17 protein-coding genes are annotated in these 17,660 nt (G+C 75.1%); 6 read left to right on the top strand and 11 right to left on the bottom strand.

What is annotated here, in order from left to right; all coding sequences use genetic code 11:
• Positions 1-69 precede the first annotated feature (69 nt).
• Complete coding sequence (locus CLV35_RS06480) at positions 70-303, top strand: hypothetical protein (protein ID WP_121192644.1); 234 nt, start codon at positions 70-72, stop codon at positions 301-303.
• Between the two features lie 4 nt (positions 304-307).
• Here CLV35_RS06480 and CLV35_RS06475 read toward each other — a convergent pair whose 3' ends face one another.
• Both CLV35_RS06475 and CLV35_RS06470 read right to left on the bottom strand, forming a co-directional pair.
• A complete protein-coding gene (locus tag CLV35_RS06475; RefSeq protein WP_121192643.1) occupies positions 308-1,138 on the bottom strand; it encodes an inositol monophosphatase family protein in 831 nt (276 codons plus the stop codon).
• Positions 1,139-1,172: 34 nt separating this feature from the next.
• Positions 1,173-2,246, bottom strand: a complete 1,074-nt coding sequence (locus tag CLV35_RS06470) for a ferrochelatase (RefSeq protein ID WP_121192642.1) — start codon at positions 2,244-2,246, stop codon at positions 1,173-1,175.
• Between the two features lie 95 nt (positions 2,247-2,341).
• Between CLV35_RS06470 and CLV35_RS06465 the strand changes: the two genes are divergently transcribed.
• From CLV35_RS06465 to CLV35_RS06455, 3 genes are all read left to right on the top strand, one after another.
• Positions 2,342-3,595 (top strand): MFS transporter, encoded by a 1,254-nt coding sequence (locus tag CLV35_RS06465; protein ID WP_121192641.1) that lies wholly within the window; start codon positions 2,342-2,344, stop codon positions 3,593-3,595.
• Between the two features lie 98 nt (positions 3,596-3,693).
• Positions 3,694-4,638, top strand: coding sequence for a septation protein SepH (gene sepH / locus CLV35_RS06460; RefSeq protein ID WP_121192981.1), 945 nt, complete (start codon positions 3,694-3,696; stop codon positions 4,636-4,638).
• Between the two features lie 39 nt (positions 4,639-4,677).
• Positions 4,678-5,604, top strand: coding sequence for a class I SAM-dependent methyltransferase (locus tag CLV35_RS06455; RefSeq protein WP_121192640.1), 927 nt, complete (start codon positions 4,678-4,680; stop codon positions 5,602-5,604).
• Positions 5,605-5,608: 4 nt separating this feature from the next.
• On the opposite strand, the gene CLV35_RS06450 is transcribed toward CLV35_RS06455, so the two are convergent.
• Both CLV35_RS06450 and CLV35_RS06445 read right to left on the bottom strand, forming a co-directional pair.
• Positions 5,609-5,908 carry an AzlD domain-containing protein gene (locus tag CLV35_RS06450; RefSeq protein WP_121192639.1) on the bottom strand — a complete coding sequence of 100 codons (300 nt, stop codon included), beginning with the start codon at positions 5,906-5,908 and terminating at the stop codon, positions 5,609-5,611.
• Positions 5,908-6,561 (bottom strand): AzlC family ABC transporter permease, encoded by a 654-nt coding sequence (locus tag CLV35_RS06445; RefSeq protein WP_231121552.1) that lies wholly within the window; start codon positions 6,559-6,561, stop codon positions 5,908-5,910. Before CLV35_RS06445 ends, CLV35_RS06450 begins: the two co-directional genes overlap by 1 nt.
• 152 nt (positions 6,562-6,713) lie before the next feature.
• Here CLV35_RS06445 and CLV35_RS06440 point away from each other — a divergent pair, with 152 nt between their 5' ends.
• Positions 6,714-7,649, top strand: a complete 936-nt coding sequence (locus CLV35_RS06440) for an aldo/keto reductase (RefSeq protein WP_121192637.1) — start codon at positions 6,714-6,716, stop codon at positions 7,647-7,649.
• Between the two features lie 120 nt (positions 7,650-7,769).
• On the opposite strand, the gene CLV35_RS06435 is transcribed toward CLV35_RS06440, so the two are convergent.
• From CLV35_RS06435 to CLV35_RS06410, 6 genes are all read right to left on the bottom strand, one after another.
• Positions 7,770-8,495, bottom strand: coding sequence for an anti-sigma factor (locus CLV35_RS06435; protein ID WP_121192636.1), 726 nt, complete (start codon positions 8,493-8,495; stop codon positions 7,770-7,772).
• Positions 8,492-9,094 (bottom strand): ECF RNA polymerase sigma factor SigK, encoded by a 603-nt coding sequence (gene sigK, locus CLV35_RS06430; protein WP_121192635.1) that lies wholly within the window; start codon positions 9,092-9,094, stop codon positions 8,492-8,494. Before sigK ends, CLV35_RS06435 begins: the two co-directional genes overlap by 4 nt.
• A 118-nt stretch (positions 9,095-9,212) precedes the next feature.
• Complete coding sequence (locus CLV35_RS06425) at positions 9,213-9,869, bottom strand: thymidine kinase (RefSeq protein ID WP_121192634.1); 657 nt, start codon at positions 9,867-9,869, stop codon at positions 9,213-9,215.
• 46 nt (positions 9,870-9,915) lie between these two features.
• Positions 9,916-11,043 (bottom strand): alkaline phosphatase family protein, encoded by a 1,128-nt coding sequence (locus CLV35_RS06420; protein ID WP_121192633.1) that lies wholly within the window; start codon positions 11,041-11,043, stop codon positions 9,916-9,918.
• A gap of 9 nt (positions 11,044-11,052) precedes the next feature.
• Positions 11,053-11,628: a DUF5998 family protein gene (locus CLV35_RS06415; protein WP_121192632.1), complete on the bottom strand. Its 576-nt coding sequence runs from the start codon at positions 11,626-11,628 to the stop codon at positions 11,053-11,055.
• A 44-nt stretch (positions 11,629-11,672) separates the two neighbouring features.
• Entirely contained in the window at positions 11,673-14,366 is a 2,694-nt protein-coding gene (locus tag CLV35_RS06410; RefSeq protein WP_183061794.1) for a bifunctional acetate--CoA ligase family protein/GNAT family N-acetyltransferase, read from the bottom strand.
• A gap of 80 nt (positions 14,367-14,446) precedes the next feature.
• Here CLV35_RS06410 and CLV35_RS06405 point away from each other — a divergent pair, with 80 nt between their 5' ends.
• Positions 14,447-16,912, top strand: a complete 2,466-nt coding sequence (locus tag CLV35_RS06405; RefSeq protein ID WP_121192630.1) for a DNA gyrase/topoisomerase IV subunit A — start codon at positions 14,447-14,449, stop codon at positions 16,910-16,912.
• Positions 16,913-16,982: 70 nt separating this feature from the next.
• Here CLV35_RS06405 and CLV35_RS06400 read toward each other — a convergent pair whose 3' ends face one another.
• The gene (locus tag CLV35_RS06400; RefSeq protein WP_121192629.1) at positions 16,983-17,585 is read right to left on the bottom strand and encodes a helix-turn-helix domain-containing protein; all 603 of its coding nucleotides are present in this window, start codon (positions 17,583-17,585) and stop codon (positions 16,983-16,985) included.
• Positions 17,586-17,660: the final 75 nt, after the last annotated feature.

The raw sequence follows: 17,660 nt of genomic DNA, 5'->3' as shown, positions 1-17,660 counted from the left end.
CTGGCCTGCCACGCACACGCCCGTGGCCCCGCAGGGGCCGGCGACCCGAGCACGGAGGAGGGCCCGACCATGGGTGAGTTCGTCCGAGGACTGCACGAGCGGGTCGCGGAGACCGCACGCTCTCTCGAGGCGGCACGAGCCGCCGGCGACGACTACGCCGTCGAGCTCCACAGCGCCGAGCTGGCCGACCTGACCCGGCTGGCCGCCGAGCACGGGGTCGACGTGGTCGACCTGCGCACGCGTGACCTGCGCACGGTCGAGGTGACCGGGCTCGACGAGCGGCCGGTGGCCGAGTCGGCCTGACCTCTCAGCCCGCGTCGGCGCCCAGCCCGGCGAGGACCTCCACCAGCCGCTCGAACAGCGCGGGAGCAGCGGCTGCGGTCAGCTGCGGCGAGTCGGGCTCGCCGCGCAGGCCCCCGACGCGGGCGCCGGCCTCGCGCGCCACGAGGGCCGCCGCCGCGGTGTCCCAGCGGTTGACCCCGCGCTCGTAGTAGGCGTCGAGCCGGCCCGCGGCGAGGTCGCACAGGTCGAGCGCGGCGGAGCCGTTGCGCCGGATGTCGCGCACCTGCGGCAGCAGCCGGGCGAGCACGGCGCCCTGGGCCGCGCGCCGCTCGGCGGCGTAGCCGAACCCCGTGCCGACGAGCGCGCGCTCGAGGGGCACGTCCTCGGTGACCTGCAGGCGCCTACGGCTGCCGTCGGCGCGCTCGACGAAGGCGCCGCCGCCCTGCGTCGCCACGAACGTCTCGCCCAGCACGGGCGCCGCGACCACGCCGGCCACGACGGTGCCGTCGACCTCGGCGGCGATGCTGACCGACCAGTGCGGCAGGCCGTAGAGGTAGTTGACCGTGCCGTCGATCGGGTCGACGACCCAGACCACGCCGGTGGTGCCGGCCGAGTCGCTGCCCTCCTCGCCGAAGAACCCGTCGCCCGGGCGGGCGGCGCGCACGGTCTCGACGACCAGCCGCTCGGAGGCCCGGTCCATCTCGGTGACCGGGTCGGTCGGGCTCGACTTGGCGGTGACGCGCAGGTCGGCGGGCCGCTCGTCGACCAGCAGGCGGGTCGCCGCGCGCGCCGCCTCGAGCGCGAGCGCCAGCAGGTCGTCGGGACGGGGCGCGTCGGGAGTCGTCACGCCCGCCATCCTGCCCGCCCCGGGGACGGGCCGGCGGTGCGGGTCAGTCGGAGCCGCAGAGGGCCGGCTTCGGCCCGCGCAGGTTGGCGCAGCAGCCGACCGGGCAGCGGTCGGGCCACGGGCCGAGCTCAGTCAGCGCCGGACGGTGCGTGGTCCAGCCGCCGGACTCCACCGCCGCGCGCTCCTGGACGAGGTCGACCAGGCCGGCCACGAACTCCGGGTCGGTGCCCACGGTCGCGGCCCGGGCGTACGGCAGCCCGATCTCGGCGGCCGTCTCGGCCGCCTCGGTGTCGAGGTCGAACTTGACCTCCATGTGGTCGCTGACGAAGCCGATGGGCGCGACGACGACGCCGGGGACGCCGCCCTCGCGCAGGGCCCGCAGGTCGTCGTTCACGTCCGGCTCGAGCCACGGCTGGCTCGGCGGTCCGGAGCGCGAGCAGTAGACGAGCTCCCAGGGGGTCGCACCACCGCGTACGGCGTCGACCTCCTCCATCACCCGCGCGGCGACCGCGCGGTGCTGGCGGACGTACATGTCCTGGCCCGGCCCGCCCGAGACCTCGGCCATGGCGAGCGGGATCGAGTGGGTGACGAAGCGGACCACCGAGCCGGCCGGCACCTGGTCGAGCGCCGCGGCGACGTTGCGGACGGTCGGGCCGATGAACCCGGGGTGGTCGAAGTAGTGGCGCACCTTGTCGACCTGGGGCGCGCGCTCGCCCAGCGGCTCGACGGCGGCGGCGAGGTCCTCGCGGTACTGCCGGCACCCGCTGTAGGAGGAGTACGCGCTGGTGACCAGCGCGAGCACCCGCCGGCCCTCGAGCCCGGCCAGGGTGTCGCCGAGGAACGGCGCCCAGTTGCGGTTGCCCCAGTGCACGGGCAGCTCGATCCCGCGCCGGGCGAGCTCAGCCTCCAGCGCCGCGATCAGCTCGCGGTTCTGCTCGTTGATCGGCGAGACGCCGCCGAAGTGGCCGTAGTGCTCGGCGACGCCGAGCAGCCGCTCGCGCGGGATGCCGCGCCCCCGGGTCACGTTCTCGAGGAAGGGCAGCACGTCGTCGGGGCCCTCGGGGCCGCCGAAGGAGACGAGGACGAGGGCGTCGTACGGTCCGAGCACGTCGAGCATCCTCCCAGCGCCCGCGGCGGACCGCGACCGCAGGCGGTCGCGCGGTGCGAAACGCAGGTGAGGACGGGTACGCGTGCGGCCTACCCTTGGCGGTCGTGTCCCTCGCCCTGCTCGGTCCCTACGGCGAGGTCCTCCGCGTCCCCGGCGCCGCCCGCTTCAGCGCCGCCGCGTTCTTCGCCCGGATGCCCATGTCGATGGAGGGCCTCGGGGTCGTCTTCCTCGTGCAGTCGACCACCGGCTCGTACGCGTCGGCCGGCGTCGTCACCGGCGCGCTCGGGGTCTCCACGGCGGTCGGGGCGCCGGTCACGGCGCGGGTGAGCGACCGGCGCGGGCAGGGCTTCGTGCTGCGGAGGGTGCCGCTGGTGCGCGTGCTGTCCTACCTCCTGCTCGTGCTCTGCGCCCGGGCGCACGCCCCGCTGGCGGTGCTCGTCGCGCTCGCCTGCACGGCCGGGCTCGCGACCGCCCAGCCGGGCTCGCTGGTCCGGGCCCGGTGGTCGCACGTGCTGCGCGAGCGGCCGGCCCTCGTGCACACCGCCTTCTCGCTCGAGTCGGCGCTCGACGAGCTGATCTTCGTGGTGGGCCCGGTCGCCGTGACGCTCGTCGCGACGCAGGTCTCGCCCACGGCGGGGCTGCTGCTGCCCGCCGCCGGGCTGCTGACCGGCGCGCTGCTGCTCGCCGGGCAGCGCGGCACCGAGCCGCCGCCCGCGCCGGTGGGCGGCGAGCACCACGTGGCCGGCACGGTCATCGGGCTGCCGCCCATCGCGCTGCTCGCGCTGGTCTACGTCTTCCTGGGCGGCACCTTCGGCTCGGTCGAGGTGAGCGTCGTGGCCTTCACCGAGGAGCACGGCGCGGCGGGCGCCGCGGGCGGCGTGCTGGCCGCCTTCGCCGTGAGCAGCATGGTCGCGGGACTGGTCTGGGGCACCCTGCACCTCACCGGCACGCTGTCGACGCGCTACCTCGTGCTCAGCGCCGCGTTCGGGCTCTCGACGCTGACCTTCCCCTTCGCCGGCAGCGACTGGGCGCTGGCGGGGCTGCTCTGCCTCTCGGGCTTCGCCATCTCCCCCATGATCGTCAGCGGGCTCGGGCTGGCCGACGAGCTGGCGCCGGCCGGGCGGCGCACCGAGGCGATCACCTGGACCACCACCGGGCTGACGATCGGCGCGTCCGCCGGCGGCGCGCTCGCCGGCCACGTCATCGACGCCAGCAGCGGCGCCCGCGCCCTCTGGGTGGCCGCGGCCTGCGGCGTGCTGGGCGGCGGGCTCTCGCTGTGCGGCGGGCCGCTGCTGCACCGCGCCGAGCGCGCGTCGACCGCGCGTGCGTCCTCCGCGTCGGACGTGCGCCCGGCCTAGTCGCTCCGGCTCCCGCCCGCGTGGTGGGCACGGGTGCGGGCCCCGGCATGGCAGGCTGCTACCCGATCGACCCCTCGGCTCGCTCCCCGGAGGCCTCCATGCTCGACCTGCGGCTGGTCACCGTGTCCGACGACGGCACCGCACTGGTGCTCGCCGACCCCGACGGCGGCTCCTACCGGCTGCCCGTCGACGAGGCGCTGGCCGCCGCCGTCCGCGGCGACCGCTCGCGGCTCGGCCAGCTCCAGATCGACACCGGCGACCTGCGCCCCCGCGACATCCAGACCCGGGTCCGGGCCGGCGCCTCGCCGGAGGCGCTCTCCACCGCCAGCGGCATGCCGCTGGAGCGGGTGCGCCGCTACGCCGGGCCGGTCCTGGCCGAGCGCGAGCACGTCGCCCAGCAGGCTCAGCGCGCCACGGCGCGCACCAGCTCGCGCGGCGAGGGACCGGCCCCGGTCCTCTACGACGCGGTCGAGACCCGGCTGGCCGCCGCGGGCGCCGACGTCGCGGTCGTCGGCTGGGACGCGTGGCGCCGCGACGACGGCACGTGGACCGTCGAGGTGACCCACCCGGTGACCCACGCGGCCGCCAAGGCGGCGGGCGCCGGACCGGCTCGCGCGCACTTCGCCTTCGACCCGGCCACCCGCACCGCGGTCGCCGACGACGACGCGGCCCGCTGGCTGCTCGGCGAGGAGCCCGCGCCCCGGGCGCCCTTCGTCCCGCGGCTGGCCCCGGTGTCGCAGGTGGAGGACCTCGACGGGCCCGACGAGCTCGACGCCCCCGGCGTCGTCGACCTGCGAGCCGAGCCGCTGCAGCCGGCACCTGACGACGACGACGCTGACGGCGCCGTGCCGGCGCAGGCCGGTGAGGAGCCTCGCCGCGACCGGCGCGCCGAGCGCCGCGCGCGGAGAGCACAGCCGCGTACCGAGCTCCAGAACGCGCCGACCGACCGCCAGGCGATCGCCGACGGCGTGAAGCCCGGGCGGCGTGCAGCGGTGCCGAGCTGGGACGAGATCCTGTTCGGCTCGTCGCGCCCCCCGCAGTAGGCGGCGGGGCCTGGTGCACGACCGGCGGAGGTCCGCGGCGTGAGCCGGCGCGACGCCCGCCCGCCGCGGCGGCGCGACGCGGCCGCTGAGGCCTGGCTGCAGGGACGCCCGCCGCTCGAGGAGCTGCGCGCGGCCTACCCGCAGGTGTGGGAGCAGGTCGAGGCCGAGATGGCCGGGCTGGTCGCGCGCGGCGACGTCGAGGAGCTCAAGGCCTACGTCCACCGGGTGGCCGCGGGCGGCGGTGCGGCCAGCGTCGAGGACGAGGTGCGCCGGCAGATGATGGTCGCCGCGCTGCGCACGACCTGCCTGTCGCTCGCCAGCGGCGGCCCCGACGGACCGGTCCGGCTGGGCCGCGTCGAGGGCCGGGTGATGCAGCGGCTGTTGTTCGCCCGGGGCCTCGAGCGCAAGCCGGTCTCGATGCGCTGGTTCTCGCTGCTCTGGCCGCGGCTGCGCACGCGCCGCCGGCTGATGCCGCTGGTGGGGCCCAAGGGCGTCTACTGCTTCTACTCGCGCGAGCTGGTGGCCGCGCTCGCCCGCGAGGTCGGCGACCGGTCCTGCCTCGAGATCGCTGCGGGCGACGGGACGCTGTCGCGGTTCCTGCGCGAGGCCGGTGTCGACGTGACCGCCACCGACGACCACAGCTGGAGCTCCGCGGTCGAGTTCCCCGACGACGTCGTGCGCGTCGACGCCGTCACTGCGCTGAGGCGCTACGAGCCCGCGGTCGTCGTCTGCTCCTGGCCACCTGCGGGCAACCGCTTCGAGCGCGCGGTGTTCACGACCCGCAGCGTGCAGACCTACGTCGTCATCGCGAGCCGGCACGAGTTCGCCGCCGGGGCGTTCGACGACTACCGCGCGCAGGCGGCGTTCGAGTGGGCCGAGGTGCCGTCGCTCAGCCGGCTGGTGCTGCCGCCGGAGCTCGACAGCGCTGTCTACGTCTTCCGGAGGCGAGGCTCAACCTCCAGTTGAGTGTTCAGGTCAGCGCTCGCAGCGCTGCTGCAGTGGCCGCAGCGCCGAAGACGACGACCAGGAACGGCGCCCGGAGCAGCACCGCACCCGCCGCGAACAGCAGCCCGCCCGCCCGTGCGTCGAGCTCCAGGTGGCGACCGTCGGCGAAGGCCTGGACGGCCGTGAGCGCCGCCAGCAGCGAGAGCGGGAGCAGCGCCGCCACCCGCTGCACCCGCACGTCCTCCAGCACCCGCTCGGGCACCGACAGCCCGGCCAGCTTCGCGCCGTAGCAGCCGAGTGCGCCGACCAGCACCGCCGTCCACATCAGCGCAGGCCCAGCACGACGGTGGCGGCGCCGGCCACGAGGATGGGCACGCCCGCAGGAGTGACCGGGGTGAGCAGCAGGGCTCCGGCGCCCGCCAGCAGGGCGAGCGCGAGGTTGCGCCGCGTACGCAGCCGTGGCGCCAGCAGCGCGAGGAACGCCGCCGGCGCGGCGGCGTCGAGACCGAGCGTGCGCGGGTCGCTGACGGCCTGCGCGCCCAGCGCGCCGACCACCGTCAGCAGGTTCCAGAAGACGTAGACCGCTGCGCCCGTGACCCAGAAGGCGAGCCGGCCGGAGTCCTCGTCGTCCTGGGCCACGGCCATCGCTGTGGACTCGTCGATCACCAGGTGGGCGCCCAGCAGCCGGCGCACGCCGGTCAGCCGCAGCAGGCTGGCCAGCCGCAGCCCGTAGAACGCGTTGCGCGAGCCGAGCAGCACGGCGGTCGCCGCGGCGCCGAGCGCCGACCCGCCCCCGGCCAGCACGCCGACGAGCGCGAACTGGCTGCCTCCGGTGAACATCACGGCCGAGAGCACCGCGGTCTGCGCGACGCCCAGCCCGGCGGCGACCGACACCGCGCCGAACGACAGGCCGTAGGCGCCGGTGGCCACGCCCACCGCCAGACCGTCGAGGGCCACCGACCGGCGCGAGCTGCTCACGGGCGCCACGCTACTGAGCGCGAGTCAGCGGGTAGGCACCTGAGGGACGTCCGCGCCCTGCCGCCCCTGGCAGGGCGCTCGCACGAGCATCGGAGCATCCCTCTGTGAGCAGCACGACACGAACGCTGGGCGGCGCCCTGCAGGTCTCCCCCATGGGGCTGGGCTGCATGGGCATGAGCGAGTTCTACGGCGCCTCCGACGAGACCGAGGCGGTGGCCGTGATCCACCGCGCCCTGGACCTCGGCATCACCTTCCTCGACACCGCCGACATGTACGGGCCCTTCACCAACGAGCAGCTGGTAGGCCGCGCGATCGCCGGGCGGCGCGACTCGGTGCAGCTGGCCACGAAGTTCGGCAACGAGCGGCTGGCCGACGGCACGCGGTTGGGCATCAACGGGTCACCGGACTACGTCCGCCGCGCCTGCGACGCCTCCCTCCAGCGGCTCGGCGTCGACGTGATCGACCTCTACTACCAGCACAGGGTCGACAAGAGCACGCCGATCGAGGAGACGGTCGGGGCGATGGCCGAGCTCGTGCAGGCGGGCAAGGTGCGCCACCTCGGCCTGTCGGAGGCGAGCCCGGCGACGATCCGGCGGGCCACCGCCGTGCACCCCATCACCGCGCTGCAGACGGAGTGGTCGCTGTTCGAGCGCGGCGTCGAGGCCGAGATCCTGCCGACCGTGCGCGAGCTGGGCATCGGCTTCGTGCCCTACAGCCCGCTCGGCCGCGGGTTCCTGACCGGCCGCTTCACCAGCCGCGCCGACGTCGAGCAGGGCGACTTCCGCGCCGCCGACCCGCGCTTCAACAAGGAGAACTTCGCGGCGAACTCCTCGCTCGTCGAGCAGGTGAGCGCGATGGCGCGGGAGAAGGGCGTGACCCCGGCCCAGCTGGCGCTGGCCTGGCTGCTCGCCCAGGGCGAGGACGTGGTGCCGATCCCGGGCACGAAGAAGGTCTCCCGGCTGGAGGAGAACGCCGGCGCCCTCGAGCTGACCCTCGACGCCGACGACCTCGCCCGCCTCGACTCGATCGTCCCCGTCGGCGCCGTCCAGGGCGACCGCTACCCCGACCTCAGCTCCATCGACCGCTGAGGCGGGCCGCCGGACGTTGATCAACGTACGTGATCAACAGGGCACCAACCGCATGTGCGTTGCTACGGCTGGTGCCCTGTTGATCAACGTGGTTGATCAACATCCCGCACGGACGCGCCCTCAGACGGGGACGGTGAGGAAGGGGTCGGTGGTGGGGCGCTTCGAGCCACCGCTGGGCTCGACGGTGACGGCAAGGGCGCGCAGGTCGCTCGTATCGGCGACGAACGCCTTCCCCTGCCCCCCCGGCATGAGGCCCGCGGGCCGCGGGTCGCCCGAGTGCGGGACGAGCCAGAGCTCGTAGGTCTTGCCGGCCGGCGGTGCCGCCACGCCGGACATCTCCACCAGCGCTGCCGACCCGGCCGTCGAGACGACCGCTGTGCCGCCGCCGGGCACGATCGCCGTGCGGCGGCTCTCCGGCGAGGTGATCAGCTGCTCGATGGCCGCGAGCTGGGCTGCCCGGTCCTCCGCCCGCCGGTGCTGCACCGTCGCCGCGACCCCCAGCCCGCCGGCGACCACGAGCAGCAGGGCGGCCGCGACGCTCAGCAGCCGGGCGCCCAGCCGCGTACGCCGCCGCTCCTCGAGCGAGCTCACCTCGGTCACGGGGGGCAGCTGGCGCGTGCGCCGCACCTCCGCCATCACGGCCGCGCGCAGCCGCTCGGGCGGCGAGACGTACGCGGTGGCGCCCAGGCGCGCGGCTGCGGCGCGCATGCCGGGCAGCTCCGACCGGCAGTCGGCGCACGCCTCGAGGTGTCGGTCGAAGGCGGCGCGCTCGTCGTCGACGAGGGCGTCGAGGATGTAGGCGCCCAGCAGGGCGTGCACGTCGTCACGGATCGTCGGCTCGCTCATGACTCCACTCCCAGGCAGTCGCGCAGGCGGACGAGACCGTCACGCATCCGCGCCTTGATCGTCCCGAGCGGCGAGCCGAGCAGCTCGGCCACCTCCCGGTAGGTGTATCCCTTCCAGTACGCCAGGCTGATCGCCTCGTGCTGCAGCTCGGTCAGCCCGCCCATGCAGCGGCGCACCTGCTCGTGCTCGAGCCGGAGCTCGACCTCCTCGGCCACCTCGTCGTGCGGGGTGTCGATGTCGCGGTGGGCGACGCGCTCCTCGCGGTCGCCGGCCGCCTGCTCACTGCGTACGCGGTCGACCGCCCGCCGGTGCGCGATCGTCAGCGACCACGACAGGACGCTGCCCCTGGTGGCGTCGAACCGGGTGGCGGTGCGCCACACCTCGAGGAGGACCTCCTGGGCGACCTCCTCAGCCTGCGCGTGGTCGCGCAGCACGCGGCGGGTCACGCCCAGCACCCGCGGCGCGACCGCGTCGTAGAGGAGGCCGAAGGCGGCCTCGTCGCCCCTGGCCACGGCAGCCACCAGGCCGGCGAGCACCTCGGGGGCGTCACCCCGGCCCTCGGCGGGCCGGACCAGGCGCAGTGGGACGGGCTCGGTCACGGTGCGTCCTCTCGTCGGCGGCGTGGAGCGCGCGCCGTCCCCTCACCGCGTCGCGGCACGGCGCTCCGAGCAGTGTTCGGTGCAGGACGCGCCCCGGACGGGTCGGTGGCCACGGTGCTCAGCGCCCGCCGAACGGCAACGGCTCGGGCGAGAGCGTCGGCGCCCCGGAGCGCGCGGTGAGCCCGCGCAGGTGGTGCCGCCGGCAGAGCACCTCGTAGCCCACGACGCCCGACGGGCCGCCCGGCGAGCCCATGTCCCCGACGACCACCTGCTCGCCCTCGACCACCATGACCCCGTCGACGGTGCGCGCGTTGTGGGTGGCGCGCCGCCCGCACCAGCACAGCGCCTCGACCTGCAGGATCTGCACCCGGTCGGCCAGCTCGAGCAGGCGCTGCGAGCCCTCGAACAGCCGCGTGCGGAAGTCGGTCGTGAGCCCGAAGGCGAAGACGTCGAGAGCCAGGTCGTCGACCACGCGGGCGAGCTGCTCGATCTGGGCGCCGGTGTAGAACATCGCCTCGTCGCAGAGCAGGTAGTCGATGCGCGCCCCTGCCGAGAGCTCGCGCACCATCAGCTCGCGGAAGTCGAGCTCGGGCGTCACCTCGGTGGCCGGGACGGTCAGCCCCAGCCGGCTCGAGAGCCGCCCGACGCCCGCCCGGTCGTGGGCGGTGAACACGCGCCCGGCGCGGCCGCGCGCCCGGTGGTTGTGGTCGATCTGCAGGGCGAGGGTCGACTTGCCGCTGTCCATGGTGCCGGTGAAGAAGACGAGCTCGGGCATGCGGGTCGGGTCCTCCTGGACGACTGGTCAACGCGGGCGGGGAGCTTCAACGCGGGCGGGCGGTCAGCAGGGGCACGAGCCGCTCGGCGTCGGTGAGCGAGCCGTGGTGGCCGACGAGCACCTGCTGCCAGGGCTCGGCGCGCGAGGCCAGCACCGCGCTGCGGCCGTGGGCGGCGACGACGAGGTCGCCGATGCGCTCGAGCACCTCCTCGCGCACGCGCGGCCCGAACCAGCCGGCGGCGACGGCCTCGTCGCGCAGCAGGACGCTCGCGCGCGTGCCGAGCACCTCGCGCCAGGTGGCCGCGACGTCGGCGAGCGCCCCGGGCCGGGTGTGCACGAAGCGCGCCCGCGGCTCGCCGGCCAGCACGCGTACGCCGTCGCGCAGCGCGGTCTCGGTGTCGACGTCGACGCAGTCGGCCGGGTCGACGTCGACCATCCCGTGGTCGGCCGTGACGTGCAGCGCCGTGCCGGCCGGCAGCCGGTCGACCAGCTGGCCGACGAGCAGGTCGAGGTGGGCCAGCTGCAGGCGCCAGGCCTCCGACCCGGCGCCCGAGCGGTGCCCGGTGGCGTCCAGCTCGCCGTAGTAGGCGTAGACGAGCGCGCGGTCCGAGGCGGCCAGCGCCGAGGCCGCCGCGGCGACGACCTCGCCCGCGGACTGGCCGGCGCGCAGCGCACCGCCGCGGAACACCGCCGAGGTCAGGCCCGAGCCGTGGAACGAGCGCGGCAGCACGGCCGTCGCGGTCACGCCCGCGGCACCCGCCCGCTCGAACGCTGTGGTCAGCGGCTGCCACTCGCCGGGGTCGACCTCGTCGCGCCAGCGCAGCAGGTTGAGCAGCTCGTCGGTGCCGGGCACGGCCACGGCCAGCGCTGTCAGGCCGTGCTCGCCGGGCGGAGCACCGGTGAGCACCGAGGCGATGCTGGTGGCGGTCGTCGTCGGGAAGCCGGCGTGCAGCGTACGACCGTGGCCGCTCAGCGCCGCGAGGTTCGGCGCGGAGCCGGTGGCGGCCGCGAGCTGCTCGGCCCCCAGCCCGTCGACCAGCAGCACGCAGGCCCGCTGGGCCGGCTCGAGTCCGAGGACGTCGGGCTCGCCGGCGACGCCGAGCGAGGCCAGCACGGCCGGGAGCAGGTCCGAGAGCGTGCCGGCGCCGTAGGGCGGCGCGGCGAAGGCGGTCACGCGCGAGGGTCAGGCGGAGTAGCGCACGGTCGCCGCCGACAGCGCCCGCGCGAACTCGAGGGCCTGGCGCACCGGCTCCTCGCCCTCGGCGGTCGCGCTGACGCGCAGCGCGAGGTCGTCGGCCGACAGCGTGCCGGTGTAGCCGTGGTCGGCCTCGCAGTTGGGGTCGCTGCACCCCGCGGGCTCGAGGTCGACGCGGCTCACGGCACCCCAGCCGACGGTGACGGTGACCTCGAGCGGCAGCGCGCCGGGCTGGTGGCTCGCCGGGTCGCTCACCACACGGGTGACGACCACGCTGCCGACCTTGCGCAGCGGCACGGCCTCGGTGGAGGTCGTGGCGACGGGCGCACCGGGCTCGTTGGAGTCGTCGGTGTGGCCCACGACCAGCCGCGTCGGCGTGATGGCCAGCACGGTGACGTGGCGGCGCACCTCGTCGCCGTCGAAGGTCGTCTCCTGGTGCACCAGCGAGGCCTCGACCGGCTCGCCGGCGAGCGCCGTCTCCACGGCCTCGGCGACGAGGTCCGGGTAGTAGCCGGCGCGCTGGATGCGCTGGCGCATGCTGTCGAGGGCCTTGGTGTCCGCCATGGCGCCATCCTCCCACCCGCGTCCGACAGCGCCGGCGCGCGGCGTCAGACCAGCCGTCGCGGCCCGACGTCCTCGCGCGCGCCGGGCCGCGCGAGCCACACGACCGCCCGCACGACGGTCGCGCCGCCCGCGCTGGTGAGCACCGGGTCGAGCACGACCTCGGCCACCTCGGGCAGGTCGTCCTTGAGCTGGGCCACCCGCTGCACCAGCACCTCGATCGCAGCGAGGTCGACGGGCTCGTTGCCGCCGCGGTAGCCCGTGAGCAGCGGCAGCGCCTTCACGCCCCGGACGAGCTCGGCGACGTCGACGTCGGTGACCGGCGGGAAGCGGTAGGTGCGGTCGCCGAGCACCTCGCTGGCGACGCCGCCGACCCCGAACGTGACGACGGGCCCGAACAGCGGGTCCTCGAGCGCCGAGATGACCACGGGTACGCCGACGGGCGCCATGCGCTGCACCATCGCGTCGCGCACGGCCTCCTCGCCGAGCGAGAGCCGCAGCTCGCTCCACGCGCGCACCAGCGCCGTGGAGTCGCCGAGGTCGAGCCGGACGTCCGAGAGGTCGGGTCGGGAGCGCAGCGCCGGCACCGCGGTCTTGAGCACGACGGGGTAGCCCAGCCGGCGGGCGGCCGCGACCGCCTCGCCCACGGTGCTGACGAAGACGGTCGGCTCGACGCGTACGCCGTAGTGCCTGAGCAGCGTGGCCGCGTCGGCGTAGTCGAGGCGTACGCGTTCGCCCTCCCCCGCCTGCGCCAGCCGCTCCTCGACCAGCGCACGGGCAGCGACGCGGTCGACGCCCTCGAGCTCGGGCACCGTGCCGCGGGGGCGCCGGCGCCACGCGGCGTAGCGCGAGGCCGCGACCAGCGCCCGGACCGCCTCCTCGGGCGTCGGGTAGGAGGGCACCGACCCGCGCGGCGGCATGGTGCCGTCGGGCTCGCCGCGCAGCTGCTCGGGCACGCCGCGGATGCCGAGGAAGGTGGCGACCGTGGTCTTGCCGTAGCGCTGGGCGGCGTCGGCGACGACCCTCGCGACGTCCTGGCCGGGCGTCACGAGGGGGGGCATGAAGACCGCGACCACGCTGTGGACGTCGTCGCGGGCGAACACCTGCTCGACGGCGGCGGCGAACTCCTCGGCGGTGGCCTCGGGACGCACGGAGACGGGGTCGCCGGCCAGCTGCATGCGCCAGCTCTCCAGCGCGTCGGCGGTGAGCAGGCCCAGCGCGTCGCTGTTGCCGACGACGGCCACCCGGTCGCCGGCCGGCGCGGGCTGCGTCGCCACGAGCTGGCCGACGTCGAACAGCTGCGAGATCGACTCGACGCGGATGACGCCGGCCTGGCGGAACAGCGCGTCGACGGCCTCGCGGGGCACGCGGCTCTCGCGCACGCTGTGGCCGATCGGCACGCCCTGCGACGCGCGCCCCGAGCGCAGCGCGACGACCGGCTTGTCGAGGGCGACCCGCCGGGCGAGGCGGGTGAACTTGCGCGGGTTGCCGATGGACTCGAGGTAGAGCAGGACCGCGCTGGTGCCCTCGTCGTCCTGCCAGTACTGCAGCATGTCGTTGGCGCTGACGTCGGCGCGGTTGCCGGCCGAGACGTAGGTCGACATGCCGAGCCCGCGCTGGGCGGCGCCGTCGAGGATCGCGAGGCCCAGTGCGCCTGCCTGGCTGAACATCCCGATGCGCCCGCGCGCGGGCGCGACCGGCGCGAGGGAGGCGTTGAGCTGGACCTCGGGCTCGGTGTTGACGACGCCGAAGGAGCTCGGCCCGATCACGCGCATGCCGTGGGAGCGCGCCAGCCGGACGAGCTCGCGCTGGCGGCGGCGGCCCTCGGCCGAGCCGTCCTCGCCGAAGCCGACCGACAGGACAACCAGCCCCAGCACGCCCCTGGCCGCGCAGTCGACGACCACCGCCTCGACCGCCTCGGCCGGCACGGCGATGACGGCCAGGTCGACCTCGCCCGGGACGTCGCGCACGCTGGGGTAGGCCGGGTGGCCCGCCACCTCGGAGGCCCCCGGGTTGACGACGGAGACCGAGCCGGTGAAGCCGGCCGCCTCGAGGTTGCGCAGCACGGTGCGCCCGACGGTGCGGTAGGCGCGGCTGGCGCCGACGACCGCCACGTGCTGCGGGCGCAGCACGCGCTGGATGGAGCGCGCCTCGGCGCGGTGCTCGCGCGCCCGCATGACGGCGACCGAGTCGGCGGTCGGCGTGAGGTCGAAGTCGACGGTGACGATGCCGTCGTCGAGGTCCTGGGCGACGGTGTAGCCCGCCTCCTGGAACACGTTGATCATGCGGGCGTTGCTGGGCAGCGTCTCGGCGAAGAAGCGGGTGATGCCGCGCTCGCGCGCTGCGGCGGCGACGTGCTCGAGCAGCACGCTGCCGAGCCCGCGGCCCTGGTGCGCGTCGGAGATGTTGAACGCCACCTCGGCCTGGCTGGCGTTGATCTTGTCGTAGCGGACGACGCCGACGATCTCGTCGCCGATCAGGGCGATGATCGCCACGCGGTCGCGGTGGTCGACGTGGGTGAAGCGGTGCAGGTCGCGCTCGGACAGGCGCGGGTAGGGCGCGAAGAACCGCAGGTAGGTCGACTCCTCGGACTGCGCGTTGTGGAACGCGTCCAGCTTGTCCGAGTCGGACGGCCGGATGGGGCGCAGGTGCGCGGTGCCCCCGTCGCGGAGCACGACGTCGGCCTCCCAGTGGTCGGGGTAGCCGCGCTCCTCCTCACGCGTACGCGCCGTCGTCTCCACGCCTTCAACGCTACCGGCGCGCGGGCTGAGAGGATGGGCGGCGTCCACAGCCCCCGTCCGGCGAGGAGCAGCACACAGGCATGGCCCGCGGCAGCCGTACGACCACTCCCCCGCCCGAGGTCCCGGAGCGCATCCTCGACGTCGACGTCTCCGAGGAGATGCAGGGGTCCTACCTGGAGTACGCCTACAGCGTCATCTACTCCCGGGCGCTTCCCGACGCGCGCGACGGCCTCAAGCCCGTGCACCGCCGCATCGTCTACCAGATGGGCGAGATGGGGCTGCGCCCCGACCGCGGCCACGTCAAGAGCGCGCGCGTCGTCGGCGAGGTGATGGGTCGGCTGCACCCGCACGGCGACGGCGCGATCTACGACGCGCTCGTGCGCATGGCCCAGCCGTTCTCGATGCGCCTGCCGCTCGTCGACGGCCACGGCAACTTCGGCTCGCCGGACGCCGGCCCGGCCGCGATGCGCTACACCGAGTGCCGCCCCGACGCGCCCGCCATGCTGCTGCTCGACGGCATCGACGAGGACACCGTCGACTTCCGGCCCAACTACGACGGGCAGGAGCAGGAGCCGGAGGTGCTCCCCGCGGCCTTCCCGAACCTGCTGGTCAACGGCGCGTCGGGCATCGCGGTCGGCATGGCGACGAACATGGCGCCGCACAACCTCGGCGAGGTCATCGCCGCCGCCCGCCACCTGATCGCCTCGCCCGACGCCTCGCTCGACGACCTCATGCGGTTCGTGCCGGGCCCCGACCTGCCCAGCGGCGGGCGCATCGTCGGGCTCGAGGGCGTCCGCGAGGCCTACGAGACGGGCCGCGGCACGTTCCGCACCCGGGCGACGACGTCGGTCGAGAGCATCACCGCGCGGCGCAAGGGCATCGTCGTCACCGAGTTCCCGTGGGGCGTCGGGCCCGAGCGCGTGAAGGAGAAGATCGGCGAGCTCGTCCGGGCCAAGAAGCTCCAGGGCATCAGCGACGTCGAGGACCTCACCGACGCCAAGAACGGCACCCGCCTGGTCATCGAGGTGAAGAACGGCTTCGTCCCCGAGGCCGTGCTCGAGCAGCTCTACCGGCTCACTCCCATGGAGGAGTCGTTCGGCATCAACAACGTCGCCCTCGTCGACGGCCAGCCGCGCACCCTGGGTCTGCGCGAGCTGCTCCAGGTCTACGTCGACCACCGCACCTCGGTGGTCCGGCGGCGCTCGGTGTTCCGGCGCCGCAAGCGCGAGGACCGCCTGCACCTGGTGCTGGGCATGCTCATCGCGATCGTCGACATCGACGAGGTCATCGCGATCGTCCGCACGTCCGACGACACGGCGCAGGCGCGCCAGCGGTTGATGACGGTCTTCGACCTGTCGGAGGTCCAGGCCACCTACATACTCGACATGCCGCTGCGGCGGCTGACGCGCTACTCGCGCATCGAGCTCGAGACCGAGCGCGACCAGCTGCAGAGCGAGATCGACGAGCTGACAGCCATCCTCGAGGACGAGCGGCGCCTGCGGAGGCTGGTGTCCTCGGAGCTCGCGGAGGTCGCGAAGAACCACGCGACACCACGGCGTACCGTCCTGCTCGAGAGCGCGGGCCTGCCGGTGAAGTCGGCGGCGGTGCCGCTCGAGGTCGCCGACGACCCGTGCTTCGTGCTCCTGTCGACCACCGGGCTGCTGGCCCGCACGACCTCGCGCGAGCCGCTGCCGTCCGAGGGCGAGCGCGTGCGACACGACGCCCTGGTCTCGTCGTGCGCCACCACCGCGCGCGGCGAGATCGGCCTGGTCACCACAGCGGGCCGGCTGCTCCGCCTGCCGGTCATCGACCTGCCCGCGCTGCCGCCGGTCGCCGGACTGCCCTCGCTGGCCGGAGGTGCGCCGGTGTCGGAGCTGCTGCCGCTCGAGGCCCACGAGCAGGTGCTGGCGGTGTGCTCGCTGTCGGCCGAGTCGGTCGGTCTCGCCCTCGGCACCGCGCAGGGCATCGTCAAGCGCGTGGTGCCCGAATACCCTGCGACGCAGGAGTTCTTCCCCGTCATCCGGCTCGAGCCGGGTGACCGGGTGGTCGGCGCCGTCGAGCTCGTCACCGGCCAGGAGGAGCTGGTCTTCGTGACCAGCGACGCGCAGCTGCTGCGCTTCGGGGCCGAGGCCGTGCGACCCCAGGGTCGGGCGGGCGGCGGCATCGCGGGGGTCCGGCTCGCCGCCAAGCAGTCGGTCGTCTTCTTCGGCGCGGTCGACCCGTCGCTCCCGACCGTCGTGGTGACGCTCGCGTCGTCGACCGGTGCACTGCCCGGCACGGGCGGCAGCGTCAAGGTCGCGCCGTTCACGGAGTACCCCGCCAAGGGTCGCGCGACCGGCGGCGTGCGCGCGCACCGCTTCCTGCGCGGCGAGGACTCGCTGGCCCTCGCCTGGGTCGGCCCGGCGCCGGCCCGCGGTGCGGCGGCCACCGGCATGCCGGTCGACCTGCCTGCAGCCGACGGCCGCCGTGACGGCTCGGGCGTCCCCAGCGACGTCGCCGCCGTGGGCGGCACGCCCCTCGGCGTCCTCGTCCAGCCCGCGTCCTGACCCTTTGGCACGATGTGACTTCTTGCCAATCGGATTGGCAAGAAGTCACATCGTGCCAAACGAAGGGGCGTCAGGGGCGCGGCGTACGCCGTGCTGCGGCGCGCAGGTGCAGCCGCTCGCCCTGCGGCCCGAAGAGCACCAGCGCCTCGGCCGCCTCGGTGCTCGGGTTGCCGAACCAGTGCGGCGTGCGGGTGTCGAACTCGGCGACCTCGCCGGGGCGCAGGAGCAGGTCGTGGTCTCCGAGCAGCAGGCGCACTGTCCCCGACAGCACGTAGAACCACTCGTAGCCCTCGTGCGCCTGCTGCTCCGGCTCGCCCGCCGGCCAGTGGGGAGGGATGAGCATCTTGACCGCCTGCAGGCCACCGGCTGCCTGCCGGGACAGCGGCAGGTATGTCATGCCCCTGTGCTTCACCGGCTTGGGCCGCACGCGCGCGTCGCCGGTCGCGGGCGCACCCACCAGCTCGTCGAGGTTCACCCGGTGCGCGCGCGACAGGGCGAGCAGCAGCTCGAGCGTCGGCCGTCGCTGGCCCGACTCCAGTCGCGACAGCGTGCTCACCGAGATGCCGGTCGCCGTCGAGACCTCCGCCAGCGTCGTGCCGCGCTGGAGCCGGGTCGCCCGGAGCCGCGGGCCGACCGCCTGCAGGACCGCCGTGAGCTCCTCGTCCTCGACCACCCCACCATTTGCCAGGACAGCAACTCTCCTTGTCAAGCGCCGCTCGCCGGGGGCACCGTCGAGGCACACGCACAG

Source organism: Motilibacter peucedani, assembly GCF_003634695.1.
Taxonomy (GTDB): domain Bacteria; phylum Actinomycetota; class Actinomycetes; order Motilibacterales; family Motilibacteraceae; genus Motilibacter; species Motilibacter peucedani.
The sequence above is the reverse complement of the archived record's forward strand: the minus strand, read 5'-3'. Positions and strand labels throughout refer to the sequence as shown.

Bases quoted from the DNA above. Each gene is read 5' to 3' on its own strand.
- CLV35_RS06480 (WP_121192644.1), top strand. From the start codon at position 70: ATGGGTGAGTTCGTCCGAGGACTGCACGAGCGGGTCGCGGAGACCGCA.
- CLV35_RS06475 (WP_121192643.1), bottom strand. From the start codon at position 1,138: ATGGCGGGCGTGACGACTCCCGACGCGCCCCGTCCCGACGACCTGCTG.
- CLV35_RS06470 (WP_121192642.1), bottom strand. From the start codon at position 2,246: ATGCTCGACGTGCTCGGACCGTACGACGCCCTCGTCCTCGTCTCCTTC.
- sepH (WP_121192981.1), top strand. From the start codon at position 3,694: ATGCTCGACCTGCGGCTGGTCACCGTGTCCGACGACGGCACCGCACTG.
- CLV35_RS06450 (WP_121192639.1), bottom strand. From the start codon at position 5,908: ATGTGGACGGCGGTGCTGGTCGGCGCACTCGGCTGCTACGGCGCGAAG.
- CLV35_RS06440 (WP_121192637.1), top strand. From the start codon at position 6,714: ATGGGGCTGGGCTGCATGGGCATGAGCGAGTTCTACGGCGCCTCCGAC.
- CLV35_RS06435 (WP_121192636.1), bottom strand. From the start codon at position 8,495: ATGAGCGAGCCGACGATCCGTGACGACGTGCACGCCCTGCTGGGCGCC.
- CLV35_RS06425 (WP_121192634.1), bottom strand. From the start codon at position 9,869: ATGCCCGAGCTCGTCTTCTTCACCGGCACCATGGACAGCGGCAAGTCG.
- CLV35_RS06415 (WP_121192632.1), bottom strand. From the start codon at position 11,628: ATGGCGGACACCAAGGCCCTCGACAGCATGCGCCAGCGCATCCAGCGC.
- CLV35_RS06405 (WP_121192630.1), top strand. From the start codon at position 14,447: ATGGCCCGCGGCAGCCGTACGACCACTCCCCCGCCCGAGGTCCCGGAG.